Here is a 17,258-nt window from a genome sequence, read left to right as displayed (position 1 = left end):
TTTTCAACGGCCTGTTAGTAATTCAAAGGCCGGCGCTTGCGCACGGCATCGCGGTGCGGCGCCTCAATGCCCCTGCGAGCCCCGGTGCGCCCAACCCGTGGTGTGCTTCTCGATCAGGCTGAACAGCTCGTACATCAGCATCGCCATCACGCCGACGGTCAGCAGGCCGGCGAAGGCCAGCCCCATCTGCATCGCCGAGCCGGCCGAGATCAGCAGGTAGCCGATGCCCTCGTTGGCCGCCGTCATCTCGGACACCGTGGTGCCGACGAAGGCCAGCGTGATCGCGACCTTGAGCGAGCCAAAGAAATACGGCAGCGACCTGGGCAGGCCGACCTTCATCAGCACGTCCCAGCGCCGGGCGCCGAGCACGCGCAGCACGTCCTCGAGCTCGGGCTCGAGCGTGGCCAGGCCGGTCGCGATGTTGACCGTGATCGGGAAGAAGCTGATCAGGAAGGCGGTCAGGATCGCCGGGCCGATGCCGATGCCGAACCAGACCACCAGGATCGGCACGAAGGCCGCCTTGGGCAGCGCGTTGAAGGCCGTCATCAGCGGATAGACCGCCGCGTAGGCGACACGCGAGCTGCCGATCAGGAAGCCCAGCAGCACGCCGACCAGGATGGCCAGGCCGAAGCCCGCCATCGTGACCCAGAAGGTGCGCCAGGCGTGGCCCGCGATCACGGCGTGGTATTCGATCGCCTGCTCGAGGATGCGCGCCGGGCTCGGGAAGATGAATTCCGAGACCTGGAAGGCGCTGGTCAGCGTCTGCCACAGCACGATGGTCAGCAGCAGCAGCAGCCAGGGCGACCAGCGTTCGATGTTCTTGCTTTTCATGGCAGGCTCCGGTTCATTGGTTGATGACGGCGCCGGCCTTGCGCATGGCGCCGATATGGCCGCGCAGCTCGTGCACGATGTCGGTGAAGGCCGGGGTGTAGGTCAGCTCGAGGTCGCGCGGGCGCGGCAGCTCGATCTCGCGCTTGACGACGAAGCGGCCCGGGCTCTTGCTCATCACGTAGACGGTGTCGGCCAGGAACACGCTCTCGCGCAGGTCATGCGTGACCAGGATCACGTTGAAGCCCTGCGCCGCGTGCAGGTCGCGCAGCGTGCACCAGAGCTCCTCGCGCGTGAAGGCGTCGAGCGCGCCGAAGGGCTCGTCGAGCAGCAGCATCTTGGGCTGGTGGATCAGCGCGCGGCAGATGCTGGCGCGCTGCTGCATGCCGCCCGACAGCTCCCACGGGTACTTGTCCTCGTAGCCGGCCAGGCCGACGGTGGCGAGCAGGCCGCGCGCGCGCTCGACATATTCCGCCCGCTTTTGCTTGAAGGTCGCGCGGTAGGGCTCGACGATCTCGAGCGGCAGCAGCACGTTGTCGAGCGTGCTGCGCCAGGGCAGCAGCGAGGACGACTGGAAGGCCATGCCCGAGATCTTGAGCGGGCCGGTGACCGGCTGGCCGTCGACCTTGATGCTGCCGCGGCTCGGCGCCTTCAGGCCGGTGGTCAGCTTCATGAAGGTCGACTTGCCGCAGCCCGAGGGCCCGACGATGGCGATGAACTCGCCACGCTTGACCTGCAGGTTGATGTCCTCGACCGCGAACTTGCCTTCGGCCCAGAGTTCCTCGTTGTAGGCCAGCCAGACATTCTGGAAATCGACGAAGGGAGCTTCGGTGGCGCTGTCCATCGTGTCGGTCCTCATTTCCTGGCCTTGGGCAGGATGTCGAGCTCGGCCGCCGGCGGCAGGAAGCTGCCGTTCCAGACCGCGCCGGCATCGACCCGGGTCTTGGTCGCGTAGGCGTCCGAGACCTGGCTCGCCATCAGGCTCAGGCGGCCCGCATCGACGCGGCCGAAGCCCTCGCGCCGCGCGTCGGGGCTGGCGACGACCGAATCGATGGCCAGCTGCAGCCGGCGCGTTTCCATCGGGACGTTGATGATGCCGTCGCGTGCCTTGACCGCCTCCAGCGCGGCCGGCGGGTTGGCCATGACTTCCTTGGCGCCCTTGGCGAAGGCGCTCAGGAAGGCCTTGAGCGCGGCCGGGTTCTCCTTGATCAGCTTGGGCGAGGCGATGATGGCGTTGCCGTAGAGCTTGACGCCATGATCGGCGTAGGGCAGCAGCACGACCTCGTCGGCCTTGATGCCGCGCGCCTCGAGGTTGAGCAGCGAGGTGAAGGAAAAGCCGGTGATGGCGTCGACATCGCCGCGGACCAGCATGGTCTCGCGCAGCGAGGGCTCCATCGCGGTCCAGCTGACGGCGCCGATCTTGTTCGCCTTGTCGAGGATGGGGAAGGCCTTGCGGCCGGCGTCGAACACCGGGGCGCCGAGCTTCCTGCCCTTGAGGTCGGCCGGCGACTTGATGCCCGACTTCTTGAGCGCCAGCACCGCCGCCGGCGTGTTGTTGTAGACCATCATGACCGCGACCGGCTTGTTCGGGGCATCGGGGTTGTTGGCGTGGAATTCCATCAGCGCCGCGACATCGGCCAGGCCGATGTCGTAGCTGCCCGAGGCGACACGGGTCACGGTGCCGCTGGAGCCGTTGCCGGCATCGATCGTCACATCGAGACCGGCCTGCTTGAAATAGCCCTTGGCCGCCGGCTGGACGAACAGGGCCGAGGGGCCCTCGAAGCGCCAGTCGAGCTGGAACTTGAGCGGGGTCTGCGCATGGGCCTGGCCGAGGGTGGCAAGGGCCAGGGCGGCGGTGGCTTGCAGGAATTGGCGCTTGTTCATGAAGACTCCAAGGTGATGAGCTGGGAACCGCTCGCGGCGGCCTGGTCTTCATTTGCAAGATCGATGCCAGGCCCGGCATGATCTGGATACAGGTTTGTATACAGTTTCAGCTCAATCCATGCACCAGTTCGAGCCGTTCGGCGCACCAGATCGGGGGTCCGGGCTCAGTGGCCGGGCATGCCGGCATCGAACCAGCGCCGGATCACGAGGCGCTCGGCCTCGGTGATGCCGGTCGCGTTGTTGAGCGGCATCTGGCGCAGCAGCACCGCCTGCTGGTAGATGGCCTGGCCGTGCCGGACGATCAGCTCATCGGTGTGCAGGGCGACCCCCTTGTTCTGCACCTCGGCGTTGTGGCAGAGCACGCAGCGCTGGTCGATCACGGCTTTCAGTTCGGCCAGGCTGGCCGGACGCTTGGCTTCGGCCGCCAGGGCCGGCGCGGGTGGGGCTGGCGCCAGCCAGAACACCAGTCCCGCCAGCACCAGCAGGCCGGCGCCGGCCGCTTCCCAGGGCGCGCGCCGGCCCTGCACATGGGCGCGGTGCCGCGCCACGAAGCTGTGCCGGATCAGCGCGCCGGCCAGCATCAGCAACACCAGCACCAGCCAGTTGTGCTGGGCCTGGTAGAGCCAGCCGTAGTGGTTGGACAGCATCGCGATCAGCACCGGCAAGGTGAAATAGGTGTTGTGCACGCTGCGCTGCTTGCCGCGCTGGCCGTGGACCGGATCGGGCGGCAGGCCGGCGCGCAGCGCCGCCACCACCTGGCGCTGGCCCGGAATGATCAGGAAGAAGACATTGGCGCTCATCGCGGTCGCCAGCATGGCGCCGACCAGCAGGAAGGCAGCCCGGCCCGCGAACAGCTGGCAGGCCAGCCAGGCGGCCAAGGTCAGCAGGCCCAGCACGGCAGCGCCTACGATCAGGTCGCCATGCCGGCGCCGCCCCAGGCTGCGACAGATGGCGTCATAGAGCAGCCAGAACACCGCCAGGAAGCCGAGCGCGGCCATGATCGCCGCCGCGGGCGACCAGTCATGGACGCTCTTGTCGATCAGGAAGCTGCCGGCATTGAACAGGTAGAGCGAGGTGAACAGGCCGAAGCCGGTCAGCCAGGTCGAGTAGCTTTCCCAGTAGGACCAGTGCAGGTTCTGCGGCAGCGGCAGCCAGTTGGGCGCCAGCATGTACTTGTTGGAATGGTAGAAGCCACCGCCGTGCACTGCCCACAGCTCGCCGTCCACGCCCTTGGCCTTGAGGTCGGCATGCGCGGGCGGCGACAGGCTGTTGTCGAGCATGACGAAATAGAAGGAGGCGCCGATCCAGGCCACCGCAGTGATGACATGGCCCCAGCGCAGCAGCAGGTTGAGCCAGTCGAGCAGGTAGGAATCCATCGAAACCTCGCTTCAGGAGCCACGGTAGGTGGAATAGGACCAGGGACTGACCAGCAGCGGCACATGGTAGTGGGCGGCCGCATCGGCGACGCCGAACTCGACCGGCACGCAGTCGAGGAAGGCCGGCTCGGGCAGCGCGACGCCGCGGGCGCGGAAATAGGCGCCGACCTCGAACAGCAGGCGGTAGCGCCCGACGGCCAGCGTGGCGGCATCGAGCAGGGGTCCCTGCGGCGGGCGACCGTCGGCATTGAGCACCAAGGTCTGCAGCGTGACATAGCCCTCGGCCTGCTGGCGCTGCAGCGTCAGCTGCATGCCGGCGGCGGGGCAGCCATTCATCGTGTCGAGCACGTGGGTACTGAGATGTCCCATCGGATTTCCTTTCTTCGGGATGCAAGCGGCCGGGTCCGGTTCTTGCATGTTGGCGAAATGACTGTATACAGTCTGGTGCACATTTGCAGCAACCGTTCAAGCAATAACCATGCCCCCGAAGAGACAGAACACCCAGCCGCAGCCCTCCACCGAGTCCCTGCGCGAGCCCCGACCGGAAGCGGCCAGCCGCAGCGGCGATGCGGCCCCAGGCGCCACGCAAAGGATAGTCGAGGCGATCACGACCGCGATCGTCGAGCGGCGCCTGATGCCGGGCACCAAGCTGGCCGAGCAGAAGATCGCCGACATCTTCCAGGTCTCGCGCACCCTGGTACGGCAGGCGCTGAACCAGCTCTCGCGCGACCACCTGGTGACGCTGGAGCCGGCGCGCGGCGCCTTCGTCGCCACGCCCAGCATCGACGAGGCACGCCAGGTGTTCCAGGTCCGGCTGATGCTCGAGAGCGCGATGCTGCGCCAGCTCTGCACCTGCATCACCGAGCCGCAGATCGCCACCCTGCGCGAACACCTGCAGCAGGAGCGCGAGGCAGTGGCGCGGGTCGACGTGCCGGGCCGCACTCGGCTGCTGGCCGACTTCCACATGGTGCTGGCGCGCATGCTGGGCAACGAGGTGCTGGCCGACCTGCTGGCCGACCTGTTGAGCCGCTCCTCGCTGATCTCGCTGATGTACCAGTCCTCGCACTCGGCCCAGCATTCGCAGGACGACCATGTGCGACTGGTCGATGCGCTGGAAAAACGCGATGCCCGCGCTGCCGTGCGGCTGATGGAGCAGCATATCGCGAGCGTGGAGCGCAACCTGCGGCTCGACCCCAAGAGCCCCGACCTCGCCGACGTGCTGCGGCCGCTGCACTGATTTCCGACCCCACCGCCCCTGGACCTATCCCCATGGCCAACTCACTGCCCCACCCGACCCCCTACCCGCGCGACCTGGCCGGCTACGGCCGCAACCCGCCGCACGCCCGCTGGCCTGGCCAGGCGCGCGTCGCGCTCCAGTTCGTCCTCAACTACGAGGAAGGCGGCGAGAACTCGGTGCTGCATGGCGACGCCGGCAGCGAGCAGTTCCTGTCCGAGATGTTCAACCCGGCGGCCTATCCGGCGCGCCACCTGAGCATGGAGGGCATCTACGAGTACGGCTCGCGCGTCGGCGTCTGGCGCCTGCTGCGCGAGTTCGAACGGCGCGGCCTGCCGCTGACCGTGTTCGGGGTCGGCATGGCGCTCGAGCGCTGCCCCGAGGTGACGGCTGCCTTCGTCGAGCTCGGCCACGAGATCGCCTGCCACGGCTGGCGCTGGATCCACTACCAGAACGTCGACGAGGCCACCGAGCGCGAGCATCTGCAGCGCGGCCTGGCCAGCATCGAGCGCCTGACCGGCCAGCGCCCGGGCCAGGCCGGCATCATCCATGGCGCCGGCTGGTACACCGGGCGCGACAGCCCGAACACGCGCCGCCTGGTGGTCGAGCACGGCGGCATCGAATACGACAGCGACTACTACGGCGACGACCTGCCGTTCTGGCTCCAGGTACGCAAGTCCGATGGCGCGCTGGCACCGCATCTGGTCGTGCCCTACACGCTGGACTGCAACGACATGCGCTTCGCGCTGCCGCAGGGCTACAGCCATGGCGACGAGTTCTTCCAGTACCTGAAGGACGCCTTCGACGTGCATTACGCCGAAGGCGAGGAGCGCCCGGCCATGATGAGCATCGGCATGCACTGCCGCCTGCTGGGCCGACCGGGCCGAATGCGCGCGCTGCAGCGCTTCCTCGACTATGTCGAGCAGCATGACCGGGTCTGGGTGACGCGGCGCATCGACATCGCGCGCCACTGGAAGGCGACCCATCCCTTCGACCCTGCCACCGCGTTCGTCTGGGAGTGAAGCCATGACCCCTCCATCCATCCTGAGCCTGGAACGGCTCAACGCCGCCACGGCCACCGAGTTCACTGCCCTGCTCGACGGCAGCTACGAGCACAGTCCCTGGATCGCCGAGCGCGCCGCCGTCCGGCGTCCCTTCGCCAGCCTGGCCGCGCTCAAGCGTGCGCTGGTCGAGGTGGTGCGCGAGTCAAGCCCGGACGAGCAGCTCGGCCTGATCCGCGCCCACCCCGAACTGGCCGGCAAGGCCATGGTGGCGCGCCACCTGACCGCCGAATCCACGCACGAGCAGGGCAAGGCCGGCCTGACCGACTGCACGCCCGAGGAATTCACCCGCCTGCAGCAGCTCAACGCCGACTACAAGGCCCGCTTCGGCTTTCCCTTCATCCTGGCGGTGCGCGGGCCACGCGGCCAGGGGCTGGCCAGGTCGGAGATCATCGCGACCTTCGCGCGCCGGCTGCGCAACCAGCCGGACTTCGAGCGCGCCGAGGCACTGCGCAACATCCACCGCATCGCCGAGATCCGCCTGAACGAGAAGTTCGGCTTCGAGCCCCTGCTCGGCCAGCAGGTCTGGGACTGGTGCGAGCAGCTGGCCGTACACAGCGAGCAGGACGATGGCCTGACCGTGACCTACCTGAGCCCGGCGCATCGCGCCTGCGCGGCGCAGATCGCGCAATGGATGGCGGCCGAATGCGGCTTCGACCAGGTCGGCATCGACGCGGTCGGCAACGTGGTCGGCGTCTACCATGGCCAGGACCCATCCGCCCGGCGCCTGCTGACCGGCAGCCACTACGACACGGTGCGCAACGGCGGCAAGTACGACGGCCGGCTGGGCATCTTCGTGCCGATGGCCTGCGTGCGCGAACTGTTCCGCCAGGGCCGGCGGCTGCCGTTCGGCATCGAGGTGGTGGCCTTCGCCGAGGAGGAAGGCCAGCGCTACCCGGCCACCTTCCTGGGCTCGGGCGCGCTGGCCGGCCAGTTCGATCCGGCCTGGCTCGAGCAGGTCGATGGCGCGGGCATCAGCATGCGCGACGCGATGCGCCAGGCCGGCCTGCCCGCGAGCCTGGAGGCGATCGCGGCGCTGGCGCGCGATCCGGCGCAGTACCTGGGCTTCGTCGAGGTCCACATCGAGCAGGGGCCGGTGCTCGACGGCCTGGACCTGCCGCTGGGCAGCGTGAGCTCGATCAACGGCAGCCGGCGCTACCTGGGCCAGATCAACGGCCAGGCCAGCCATGCCGGCACCACGCCGATGGCGCTGCGCCGCGACGCCGCCACCGCCGCCGCCGAGCTGCTGCTGTTCCTCGAGCGCCGCGCCGCGCAGGTGCCCGACCTGGTCGGCACCATCGGCCTGCTCGAGGTGCCGAACGGGTCGGTCAACGTGGTGCCGGGCTGCTGCCGCTTCAGCCTCGACATCCGCGCCACCAGCGACGCGGTGCGCGACGCCTGCGTCGCCGACACGCTGGCCGAGCTGCAGCGCATCTGCGAACGGCGCGGCCTGGGCCATGAGATCCGGCAGACCCTGTGCGCCGCCGCCGCGCCATCAGCCCCCGCCTGGCAGGCGCGCTGGGAGCGGGCAGTCGCCGCGCTCGGGCTGCCCGTGCATCGCCTGCCCAGCGGTGCCGGCCACGATGCGATGAAGCTGCACGACATGCTGCCGCAGGCGATGCTGTTCGTGCGCGGACTCAATGCCGGCATCAGCCACAACCCGCTCGAATCCACCAGCTGCGACGACGCCGAACTGGCCGTGCGCGCCTTGCAGCAGCTGCTCGACCATCTCGCCAAGGACACCGCATGACCCCGACCGCCCCCTCCACTGCCATCGACCCTGCCCTGTACGCCGCGCTGGACGGCTGGATCGACCAGCATTTCGAGCAGGAAGTCAGCTTCCTGCAGCAACTCGTGCGCGTGCCGACCGACACGCCGCCGGGCAACAACGCGCCGCATGCCGAGCGCACCGCCGAGCTGCTGGCCGGCTTCGGCCTGGCAGCGGAAAAGCACCCGGTGCCGGCGCAGCAGGTACATGACTACGGGCTGGAGTCGCTGACCAACCTGATCGTGCGCCGCCGCTATGGCGCGGGCGGCCCGGTCATCGGGCTCAACGCCCATGGCGACGTGGTGCCACCCGGCGAAGGCTGGAGCCACGACCCCTATGGCGGCGAGGTGGTCGATGGCAAGCTCTACGGCCGCGCCGCCGCGGTCAGCAAGAGCGACTTCGCGAGCTACACCTTCGCGCTGCGCGCGCTCGAGGCCGTGGCACAGGCCCAGGGCGTCGCGCTCAAGGGCGGGGTCGAGCTGCTGTTCACCTACGACGAGGAGTTCGGCGGTGAGCTCGGCCCCGGCTGGCTGCTGCGCGAGCAGCTGACCCGGCCCGACCTGCTGCTGGCGGCCGGCTTCAGCTACCAGGTCGTGACCGCGCACAACGGCTGCCTGCAGCTCGAAGTCACGGTGCATGGGCAGATGGCGCATGCCGCGATTCCCGACACCGGCATCGACGCGCTGCAGGGCGCGGTCCAGATCCTCAATGCGCTCTACGCGCAGAACCAGCATTACCAAGGCATCACGTCCGGGGTAGCAGGGATCAAGCATCCCTACCTGAATGTCGGCCGCATCGAGGGTGGCACCAACACCAACGTGGTGCCGGGCAAGGTGGTTCTCAGGCTCGACCGGCGCATGATCCCGGAGGAAAACCCGGCCGAGGTCGAGGCCGAGATCCGGCGCGTGATCGCCGAGGCAGCGGCCGGCTTCCCCGGCATCACGGTCGAGATCAAGCGCCTGCTGCTGGCCGAGTCCTGGCGCCAGCAAGAAGGCAGCGCGGCGCTGGTCGCGGCACTGCAGCGCCATGGCGAGGCGGTGTTCGGCGAACCGATCCCGACCTCGGGCACGCCGCTCTACACCGATGTGCGGCTGTTCGGCGCCGCCGGCATACCGGCCGCAATCTACGGCGCCGGCCCGCGCACCGTGTTCGAGAGCCATGCCAAGCGCGCCGACGAGCACCTGGTGCTGGAGGACCTGCGGCGTGCGACCCAGGTCGTGGCGCGCACGCTGGCGGATCTGCTCGCGGGCTGAAGCGCCAGCATTGCATACAAGATGACAGTTTTTGGTGCGCAATCATGGCGTAGCAGTCCACCCTGGTGCCTGTGGCGGGTTCAGTCGCCCGCCATGCCCTGTCATGGCCGGAATCCCACCAGGATTGCCCCAGAAGAACTGGCACATTGCTTGCAGACAGGCCAGGACAAGCCGGATTTCCCCGGCTTGATTCCACAGGAGTCTGCACCATGCATTTTGCAAAATCCGCCCCGCTGGCACTCGCCGCTGCCCTGGCCCTGGCCGCCTTCGGCGCCCAGGCCCAAAGCCAGGTCAAGGTCTACGGCCTGGTCGACCTGAGCATCGGTTCCTCCCAGGAGGTCGGCGTCGGCAAGCCGGTCAAGAGCACGCTCGACAGCGGCAAGATGACCACCAGCTACTACGGCCTGAGCGGCAGCGAGGACCTCGGCGGCGGCCTGTCGGGGCTGTTCAAGCTCGAGAGCTTCCTGCGTGCCGACAACGGCGAACAAGGCCGCTTTGGCGGCGACACCCAGTTCTCGCGCACCGCATCGGTCGGCCTGTCGCACAAGGACTACGGCCAGCTGACGCTGGGCCGCAACACGACGGCGCTGTTCCTCTCGACGCTGTCGTTCAACGCCTTCGGCGACTCGTTCGGCTATTCGCCCAGCATCCGCCACTACTTCGGCTCGGGCCAGAACGCCGTCACGGGCGATACCGGCTGGAGCGACTCGATCGCCTATGCCAGCCCGAGCTGGAACGGCTGGCGCTTCGGCGCCGCCAGCGCCGCCAAGGAAATCAATCCGAGCACCGCCAGCAACGGCGGCAACTGGAGCGTCAACCTGGCCTATGCCAGCGGACCGCTGGCCGCCGCGCTGGTGGTGCAGGACGTGGAAAAGGACGGCGCCAGCACCGTGGCCGATACCCGCACCACCCAGCTCAACGCCTCCTACGATTTCGGCGTCGCCAAGCTGTTCGCCCAGTACGCCACGGTGGAGAACCGCAGCAGCGGCATCGACAGCGACCTGAGCGGCCTGGGCGTGCGCGTGCCGGCCGGACCGGGAGCGCTGATCGCCCAGTGGGGCCGGAATTCGCCCGACAGCGGCGCCGAGCGCAACACCTACTCGGTCGGCTACCTCTACCCGCTGTCCAAGCAGACCGAGCTCTACGCGGCGGCCATGAAGGACGCGCTCGAGGGTCAGCCCAGCGGCCACAGCTATTCGGCCGGCATGCGACTGCGCTTCTGAGCGCTGGCAGCCTCATGACCGGCGCGCGCTGGCGGTGCTGATGCGCTGCGAGACCCAGGCTAGGCGCCGGCATGGACCCGGTTGCGACCGGCGTTCTTGGCGCCATAGAGCAGCAGGTCGGCCAGCCGGACGGCATCGTTCTCGCTGAGCTGCTCGGGATTGGCCGCGGCCACGCCTATGCTCAGCGTGATGCGACCCGCCACCGGGTCCGGCGCCTGTTCGACTGCCAGCCGCAGTTTCTCGGCCACCAGACGGGCCTCGGTCCGGTCGGTGGCGGGCAACAGCACCAGGAACTCCTCGCCGCCCCAGCGGGCCAGGAAGTCGCTTTCGCGCAGGGTCGCGCGCAGGCGCTGGGCCACGTCCTGCAGCACCTTGTCGCCGGCCTCATGGCCCAGGCTGTCGTTGACCTGCTTGAAATGGTCGATGTCGAGCAGCAGCACGGCATAGGGGCGCTGCGAACGCTGCAGCAACAGGAATTCGCTGCGCAGCCTCTCGTTGGCCGCCATCCGGTTGGCCAGGCCGGTCAGCGCATCGTGGCGCGCCTGGTGGTGCAGCTCCTGGTTGGCCTGCGCGAGCGCCGCCGTGCGCGCCTCGACCTTGGACTCGAGCTCGGCATTGAGCTGCAGCACATGCTGCTCCATCGCCCGGCGCTCGCTGATGTCGAGCAGCACGCAATGGGTGCGCAGGAAGTTCCCCTGTGCATCGCGCTGGATCCGGCCGGCGAACAGGACGTTGATCAGCCGGCCATCCCGCTGCCGCTGCGTGATTGCCCCATCGATGGTGTGATTGGCCTTGAACTGCTCGTAGGCGCCGTCGAAGGGGCGGTGGAGGTCCTCGCACCAGAAGCGGGAAAAGTCCAGCCCTATCATTTCCTGCGGTGACTTGAAGCCGAGCAGATCGGCCATCCGCTGGTTCGCATCAAGCCAGCAGCCCGCGATGTCGAGCGACTGGTAGGCCACCGGCAAGTGCACGAACAGGTCGCGAAAGCGCCGTTCGCTGTCGCGCAGCTGGGCCTCGGCCTGCTCGCGGTCGGATTCCCGGATCGCGAGCAGCCGGACATAGGCGGCGCGACGACGCTGGTAGATGAACAGGCCGGCCGAGGCCACCAAGGCCATGGAGGCGAACAGCGCCGACCTGATGGCCAGTTCCTTGCGCCAAGGGGCCAGGAGGGCAGACCGGTCCCGGCTGAAGAAGACCGCCAGCGCCTTGTCGGCCGGAGTCGAGGTCGGACGGATCGAGCGGAAGGCCACCAGGACCTCCTGGCCGGTGGTCGGTGTCACGCCTTCGATCAGGCTGTGCGCCTGGCCGCTGCGGACATGCTGCCAATACAGGGCATCGGGCTGGGTGCGCAAATCCAGCTCCGTCAGGCCCTGCGGGTCCGACAAGCGGAACACGACCTGGCCATCCTGGTGGATCAGCGCGCCATGCATGTCCGGCGCATAGCGCACCGAGTCGAGCAGCACCGAGAAATACCCGGGATCGAGCACGGCCAGCAGATAGCCATCGAAGCGGCCCTGGCTGTCGAGCAGCACCCGGCCCACGCTCATGACATAGGTCTTGAGCGGGGACATGGCGGGCGCCAGGACATGGAGCAGCGCGGGGTTGTGGCTGCGGCTGATGGTCTGGTAGCGCTCGCCATTGCGCACATCCTGTCCGACCTGCTCGGGACGGCTGCTGGCGACCAGGCGACCGGCGGCATCGACGAGCAGCAGGCTGCGCACCCCCTTCTGGGCCACGACCATGGTGCGCAGGCGACGATTCAGCAGCTGGGGGTCCTGGTGCTCGATCTGCTGCGACAGCAGCCAGGGCAGCTCCTCGCGAATCGCGTCCAGGGCATCGCTGGTGGTCTGCAAGCTGCGGCTCAGGTTGAGCTCGACCGTCCTGGCCACTCGGTCCAGGTGCGCGCGCTCATGGGCGTAGGCCGTCCGGTACTCGGCATAGAGGTCCAGGCCCAGGGCGGCGGCCAGCCCGAGCAGGAGCAGCACCAGCCCGCTCCAGAGGGCCTTGCCGTTCGGGGGGGACTGGCTCGAATCACTCATCGTTTACGGGCTGATTCCGGATGTAAATATCATTTTTTTGATAGTACAACAGATGCTGCGAGTCGCCAGCCCAGACCCTCCTCCGATCACGGCCCGGCGCGCCGCAGCGCCGCCCATGCGCGCCGCATCTGCTGCGGCATACGGGCGTCGCAATTGCGCCATATGATGCTGGGGCTTACCAGATCTGCCACGGCTGCACCCAAAGAATGAAAAAGCTATTGACCTCGCTTGCCACCGCCACCCTGGGCCTAGCTGGCGCCCTGACGCTCAGCGCCTGCGGCGACCCCGCCCCCTCTGCGCCAGCAGGCGGCGCGGCCAGCCCTGGCGCCAAGTCCGCGCCGGCAGTGCCGGTCAGCACCGTGGCGGCGGTCAAGCGCAATCTGACGCTGTCGCTGTCCGCCACCGGCAGCGTGGTTCCAGTGTCGGCGGTCGAGGTCAAGCCGCAACTCAGCGGCGTGATCAGCCAGGTCCATGTGCGCGAAGGCCAGACCGTGCGCGCAGGCGAGCTGCTGTTCACGCTCGACACCCGCAGCGACGAGGCCAACGTGGCCAAGCTGCGCGCGCAGATCGCCAAGGACCAGGTGCTGCTGGCCGATGCCCAGCGCCAGCTGGCCCGCTCGCGCGAGCTGCTGGCGAAGAACTTCGTCTCGCAAGGCGCGGTCGACAGCAGCCAGGCGGCAGTCGAGGCCCAGCAGGCCAACCTGCAGGCCGACCAGGCCAGCCTGGCCGCGGCTCAGGTGCCGCTGTCCTACGGCCGCATCCGCGCCGCCAGCGCCGGCCGCGTCGGCCTGGTGCCGGTGTTCGCCGGCAGCGCGGTGCAGGCCAATGTCACGACCCTGGCCACCATCACCCGGCTCGACCCGATCGATGTCGCCTTCAGCCTGCCGCAATCGGCGCTGCCCGACCTGCTGGCCCTGCTGCAGAGCGGCCAGGCCAAGGTCGAGGCCCGGCTGCCCGAGCAGGCGCAGGCGCTCACGGGCAAGCTGCAGTTCGTCGACAGCGTGGTCGATGCCGCCTCGGGCACGGTCAAGGTCAAGGCCCGCTTCGAAAACCGCGAGTCGCGGCTCTGGCCTGGCGCCTTCGTCAAGGTCGCGCTGCAGACGCGCGCGCTCGAGGACGCGATCGTGATCCCGCTGCCGGCCGTGATCCAGAGCGCGCGCGGCGCTATCGTCTATGTCGCGCAGGACGGCAAGGCGGTGCAAAAGCCGGTCCAGCTGCTCGCGGCGCAGGGCGACGACGCCGCCGTGTCGGGCATTGAGGCCGGCGACCGGGTCGTGGTCGACGGCCGGCAGAACCTGCGCCCGGACACGCCAATCGCCGAGCGCAAGCCCGCTGGCGACAAGACCGGGGACAAGGCCGGCGGCAAGAACGGCAAGCCCGAGGGCCAGCCGGCTGCGGGCGGCCAGACCGGCCAGGCTGTCCAAGGTGAGAAGACCGCGCCATGAACCTGTCCGAACTCTTCATCCGCCGGCCCGTCATGACGGTGCTGCTGAACCTGGCCATCGTGCTGGCCGGCGTCATCGGCTACCGCTCGATCCCGGTCGCCGCGCTGCCAAGCTATGACACGCCGGTGATCAACGTCTCGGCCTCGCTGCCGGGCGCCAGCCCCGAGACCATGGCGTCGTCGGTCGCGCTGCCGCTGGAAAAGCAGTTCCAGACCATACCGGGACTGGCCCAGATCAGCTCGACCAGCACGCTGGGCAATACCTCGCTGACGCTCGAGTTCGTCGAGGGCCGCGCCATCGACGGCGCCGCGCTCGACGTGCAGGCCGCGCTGCTGCGCGCGCAGCGCTCGCTGCCGCAGGACATGACCAGCCCGCCGTCCTACCGCAAGGTCAACCCGGCCGACGCGCCGGTGCTGCTGGTCGCGCTGACCTCGCCCTCGCTGGCGCCGGCCGAGCTGCACGACTATGCCGAGCACCTGATCTCGCCCACGCTCTCTACCCTGGCCGGCGTGGCCCAGGTCAACATCTACGGCGCCAAGCGCTACGCGGTGCGGGTGCGGGTGCGCCCGGAGGCGCTGTCCGCGCGCAACATCGGCATCGACGAGGTCGCCAGCGCGCTGCGCGCGGCCAACGTCAACACCCCGGTCGGCACGCTCGAGGGCCCGCGCCAGACCCTGACGCTGCAGGCCAACCGGCAGCTCAGCAACGCGGCCGAATTCGCCGAGCTGATCGTGCTCAACCGCCCGGGCGGCCCGGTGCGGCTGCGCGATGTCGCGACGGTCGAGGACAGCGTCGAGACCCTGAAATCCTACGGCAACCTCGACGGCGAGCCCTCGATCACGCTCGCGATCCAGCGCCAGCCGGGCGCCAACACGGTGCGGGTGGTCGATTCGGTCAAGGCCGCACTGGTCCAGCTGCGCGAGCAGCTGCCCGACTCGGTCCAGATCACCCAGGTCAACGACCGCTCGGTGTCGGTGCGCGAGGCGCTGCACGATGTCTCGCTGACGCTGGTCGGCACCATCGCGCTGGTGGTGCTGGTGATCTTCCTGTTCCTGCGCCACGCGGTGGCGACGCTGATTCCGACCCTGTCGCTGCCGGTGTCGCTGGTCGGCGCGGTCGCCCTGCTCTGGGGCCTGAACTACAGCCTGGACAATATCTCGCTGCTGGGACTGACGCTGGCGGTCGGACTGGTGGTCGACGACGCGATCGTGATGCTCGAGAACATCATGCGCCATGTCGAGGCCGGCGAGCGCCCGTTCCAGGCCGCGCTGCGCGGCTCGCGCGAGGTCGGCTTCACCATCATCTCGATCTCGACCTCGCTGATCGCGGTCTTCATCCCGATCTTCTTCATGCCGGGGGTGATCGGCCTGCTGTTCCACGAGTTCGCGGTGGTGGTCGGGCTGGCGATCCTGGTCTCGGCCTTCGTCTCGCTGACGCTGGTGCCGATGCTGGCCAGCCGCTTCCTGCACGGCGAGAGCCATTACCAGCGCCGCCCCAGCCTGGTGGTGCGCGCCTTCGAGCGCGGCTTCGAGGCCACGCTGCGCGGCTACACCCGCACGCTCGACCTCGCGCTGCGCTGGCGCAAGAGCATGCTGGCACTGACGCTGCTCACCTTCGCGCTGACGGCCTGGCTGTTCGTCGTGATCCCGAAGGGCTTCTTCCCCGAGGAGGACATCGGCCAGATCAGCGTCAGCACCGAGGCGGCCGAGGACGTGTCCTTCCCCGAGATGGTCAAGCTGCAGGACAGCGCCGCGGCCATCATCCGCGCCAACCCCAACATCCTGCGCGTGAGCTCGTTCAACGGCGGCAGCGGCTCGCAGAACAGCGGGCGCATGTTCATCACGCTCAAGGACCGCGGCGAGCGGCTGCCGGCCAAGCAGGTGATCGAGGGCCTGCGCAAGGAGCTGCGCGCGGTGCCGGGACTGCGCGTCTTCATGCGGCCAGTGCAGAACCTGCAGCTCGGCGGACGCTCCAGCAAGGCGCAGTACCAGTACATCATGCAAAGCCTCAAGGCCGACGAGCTCAACAGCTGGGCGCAGAAGCTGCAGCAGAAGCTGCGGCCCGACCCGCTGTTCCGCGACGTGACCAGCGACTCGCAGCTGCGCGGCCTGCAGGCCCAGCTCAAGATCGACCGCGAGCGCGCCAACACGCTCGGGGTCTCGATCGACGCGATCCGCAACGCGCTCTACAGCGCCTTCGGCGAGCGCCAGGTCTCGACCCTCTACCTGCCAAGCGACAGCTACCAGGTCATCATGGAGGTCGAGCCCGAGGCCAAGCGCGACGAGAGCGCCCTGAGCGCGATCTACGTGCGCGCCAGCACCGGCACCCTGGTGCCGCTGTCGGCCTTCGCCACCGTCGAGCGCGGCGTCGGCCCGACCGCGATCAACCATGTCGGCCAGCTGCAGGCGATCACGGTCTCGTTCAACCTCGCGCCCGGGGTAGCGCTGGGCGACGCAACCAAACGGCTCGAGGCGCTGCGCGAGGAGATCGGCATGCCGAGCTCGATCATCACGCGCTACGGCGGCGACGCGGCGGTGTTCCAGAGCTCGCAGGGCAGCCAGGCGGTGCTGATCGCCGCCGCGCTGCTGGTGATCTACGTGCTGCTCGGCGTGCTCTACGAGAGCTACATCCACCCGATCACGATCCTGGCCGGCCTGCCCTCGGCCGCGGTCGGCGCGCTCGCGACGCTGATGCTGTTCAAGCAGGACCTGACGCTGATCGCGACCATCGGCATCCTGCTGCTGATCGGCATCGTCAAGAAGAACGCGATCATGATGATCGACTTCGCGCTCGAGGCGCAGCGCCACCACGGCATGACGCCGGCGCAGGCGATCCGCGAGGCCTGCGTGCTGCGCTTCAGGCCGATCATGATGACGACGCTGGCCGCGCTGATGGGCGCGCTGCCGCTGGCGCTCGGCCTGGGCGCCGGCGCCGAGCTGCGCCAGCCGCTGGGCCTGGCCGTGGTCGGCGGGCTGATCTTCTCGCAGGCGGTCACGCTCTACATCACGCCGGTGATCTACCTGGCGCTGGACCGCTTCAGCGGCAGCGGCCCGGACACCACGCCCGAAGCGTCGCACGCCTGATTCCTTTTTGTGGACGCTGGAGGTGGGCGGGGTAACTCCTCCCCCCTCATCCGTCCGCTGCGCG

Annotated in this window: 13 protein-coding genes; 7 read left to right on the top strand and 6 right to left on the bottom strand. The window is 68.8% G+C overall.

Annotated elements, in window-relative coordinates; translation table 11 throughout:
• Window positions 1–63 precede the first annotated feature (63 nt).
• The 5 genes from C6P64_RS09210 to uraH all read right to left on the bottom strand — a co-directional run bounded on the left by C6P64_RS09210 (window position 64) and on the right by uraH (window position 4,457).
• The gene (locus C6P64_RS09210; protein ID WP_105748272.1) at window positions 64–831 is read right to left on the bottom strand and encodes an ABC transporter permease; all 768 of its coding nucleotides are present in this window, start codon (window positions 829–831) and stop codon (window positions 64–66) included.
• Window positions 832–844: 13 nt separating this feature from the next.
• Complete coding sequence (locus C6P64_RS09205; protein ID WP_245911686.1) at window positions 845–1,687, bottom strand: ABC transporter ATP-binding protein; 843 nt, start codon at window positions 1,685–1,687, stop codon at window positions 845–847.
• Entirely contained in the window at window positions 1,684–2,712 is a 1,029-nt protein-coding gene (locus C6P64_RS09200; RefSeq protein ID WP_105748270.1) for an ABC transporter substrate-binding protein, read from the bottom strand. Before C6P64_RS09200 ends, C6P64_RS09205 begins: the two co-directional genes overlap by 4 nt.
• Before the next feature lie 164 nt (window positions 2,713–2,876).
• Window positions 2,877–4,088 (bottom strand): urate hydroxylase PuuD, encoded by a 1,212-nt coding sequence (locus C6P64_RS09195; protein ID WP_105748269.1) that lies wholly within the window; start codon window positions 4,086–4,088, stop codon window positions 2,877–2,879.
• Between the two features lie 12 nt (window positions 4,089–4,100).
• Window positions 4,101–4,457, bottom strand: a complete 357-nt coding sequence (uraH, locus tag C6P64_RS09190) for a hydroxyisourate hydrolase (RefSeq protein ID WP_105748268.1) — start codon at window positions 4,455–4,457, stop codon at window positions 4,101–4,103.
• A gap of 109 nt (window positions 4,458–4,566) precedes the next feature.
• On the opposite strand from uraH, the gene C6P64_RS09185 reads away from it, so the two are divergent.
• The 5 genes from C6P64_RS09185 (at window position 4,567) to C6P64_RS09165 (ending at window position 10,627) form a co-directional block, all read left to right on the top strand.
• Window positions 4,567–5,325 carry a GntR family transcriptional regulator gene (locus C6P64_RS09185; protein WP_105748267.1) on the top strand — a complete coding sequence of 253 codons (759 nt, stop codon included), beginning with the start codon at window positions 4,567–4,569 and terminating at the stop codon, window positions 5,323–5,325.
• A 32-nt stretch (window positions 5,326–5,357) separates the two neighbouring features.
• Complete coding sequence (gene puuE / locus C6P64_RS09180; protein WP_105748266.1) at window positions 5,358–6,344, top strand: allantoinase PuuE; 987 nt, start codon at window positions 5,358–5,360, stop codon at window positions 6,342–6,344.
• A 4-nt stretch (window positions 6,345–6,348) separates the two neighbouring features.
• Entirely contained in the window at window positions 6,349–8,133 is a 1,785-nt protein-coding gene (uraD, locus tag C6P64_RS09175; protein ID WP_105748265.1) for a 2-oxo-4-hydroxy-4-carboxy-5-ureidoimidazoline decarboxylase, read from the top strand.
• Complete coding sequence (locus C6P64_RS09170; protein WP_105748264.1) at window positions 8,130–9,404, top strand: M20/M25/M40 family metallo-hydrolase; 1,275 nt, start codon at window positions 8,130–8,132, stop codon at window positions 9,402–9,404. The genes uraD and C6P64_RS09170 overlap by 4 nt, the downstream gene beginning before the upstream one ends.
• 209 nt (window positions 9,405–9,613) lie before the next feature.
• Window positions 9,614–10,627, top strand: coding sequence for a porin (locus tag C6P64_RS09165; RefSeq protein WP_105748263.1), 1,014 nt, complete (start codon window positions 9,614–9,616; stop codon window positions 10,625–10,627).
• Window positions 10,628–10,686: 59 nt separating this feature from the next.
• On the opposite strand, the gene C6P64_RS09160 is transcribed toward C6P64_RS09165, so the two are convergent.
• A complete protein-coding gene (locus tag C6P64_RS09160) occupies window positions 10,687–12,666 on the bottom strand; it encodes a sensor domain-containing diguanylate cyclase (RefSeq protein WP_105748262.1) in 1,980 nt (659 codons plus the stop codon).
• Window positions 12,667–12,872: 206 nt separating this feature from the next.
• On the opposite strand from C6P64_RS09160, the gene C6P64_RS09155 reads away from it, so the two are divergent.
• Both C6P64_RS09155 and C6P64_RS09150 read left to right on the top strand, forming a co-directional pair.
• Window positions 12,873–14,111, top strand: coding sequence for an efflux RND transporter periplasmic adaptor subunit (locus C6P64_RS09155; RefSeq protein WP_105748261.1), 1,239 nt, complete (start codon window positions 12,873–12,875; stop codon window positions 14,109–14,111).
• On the top strand, window positions 14,108–17,194 hold the full coding sequence (locus C6P64_RS09150) for an efflux RND transporter permease subunit (protein ID WP_105748260.1): 3,087 nt from the start codon (window positions 14,108–14,110) through the stop codon (window positions 17,192–17,194). The genes C6P64_RS09155 and C6P64_RS09150 overlap by 4 nt, the downstream gene beginning before the upstream one ends.
• The last annotated feature ends 64 nt before the right edge of the window (window positions 17,195–17,258 follow it).

The sequence above is a fragment of the Malikia granosa genome (genome assembly GCF_002980595.1).
GTDB classification, from domain to species: Bacteria; Pseudomonadota; Gammaproteobacteria; order Burkholderiales; family Burkholderiaceae_C; genus Malikia; species Malikia granosa.
Note: the sequence above shows the minus strand (reverse complement) of the source record. Positions and strands in the feature narration are given on the sequence as shown.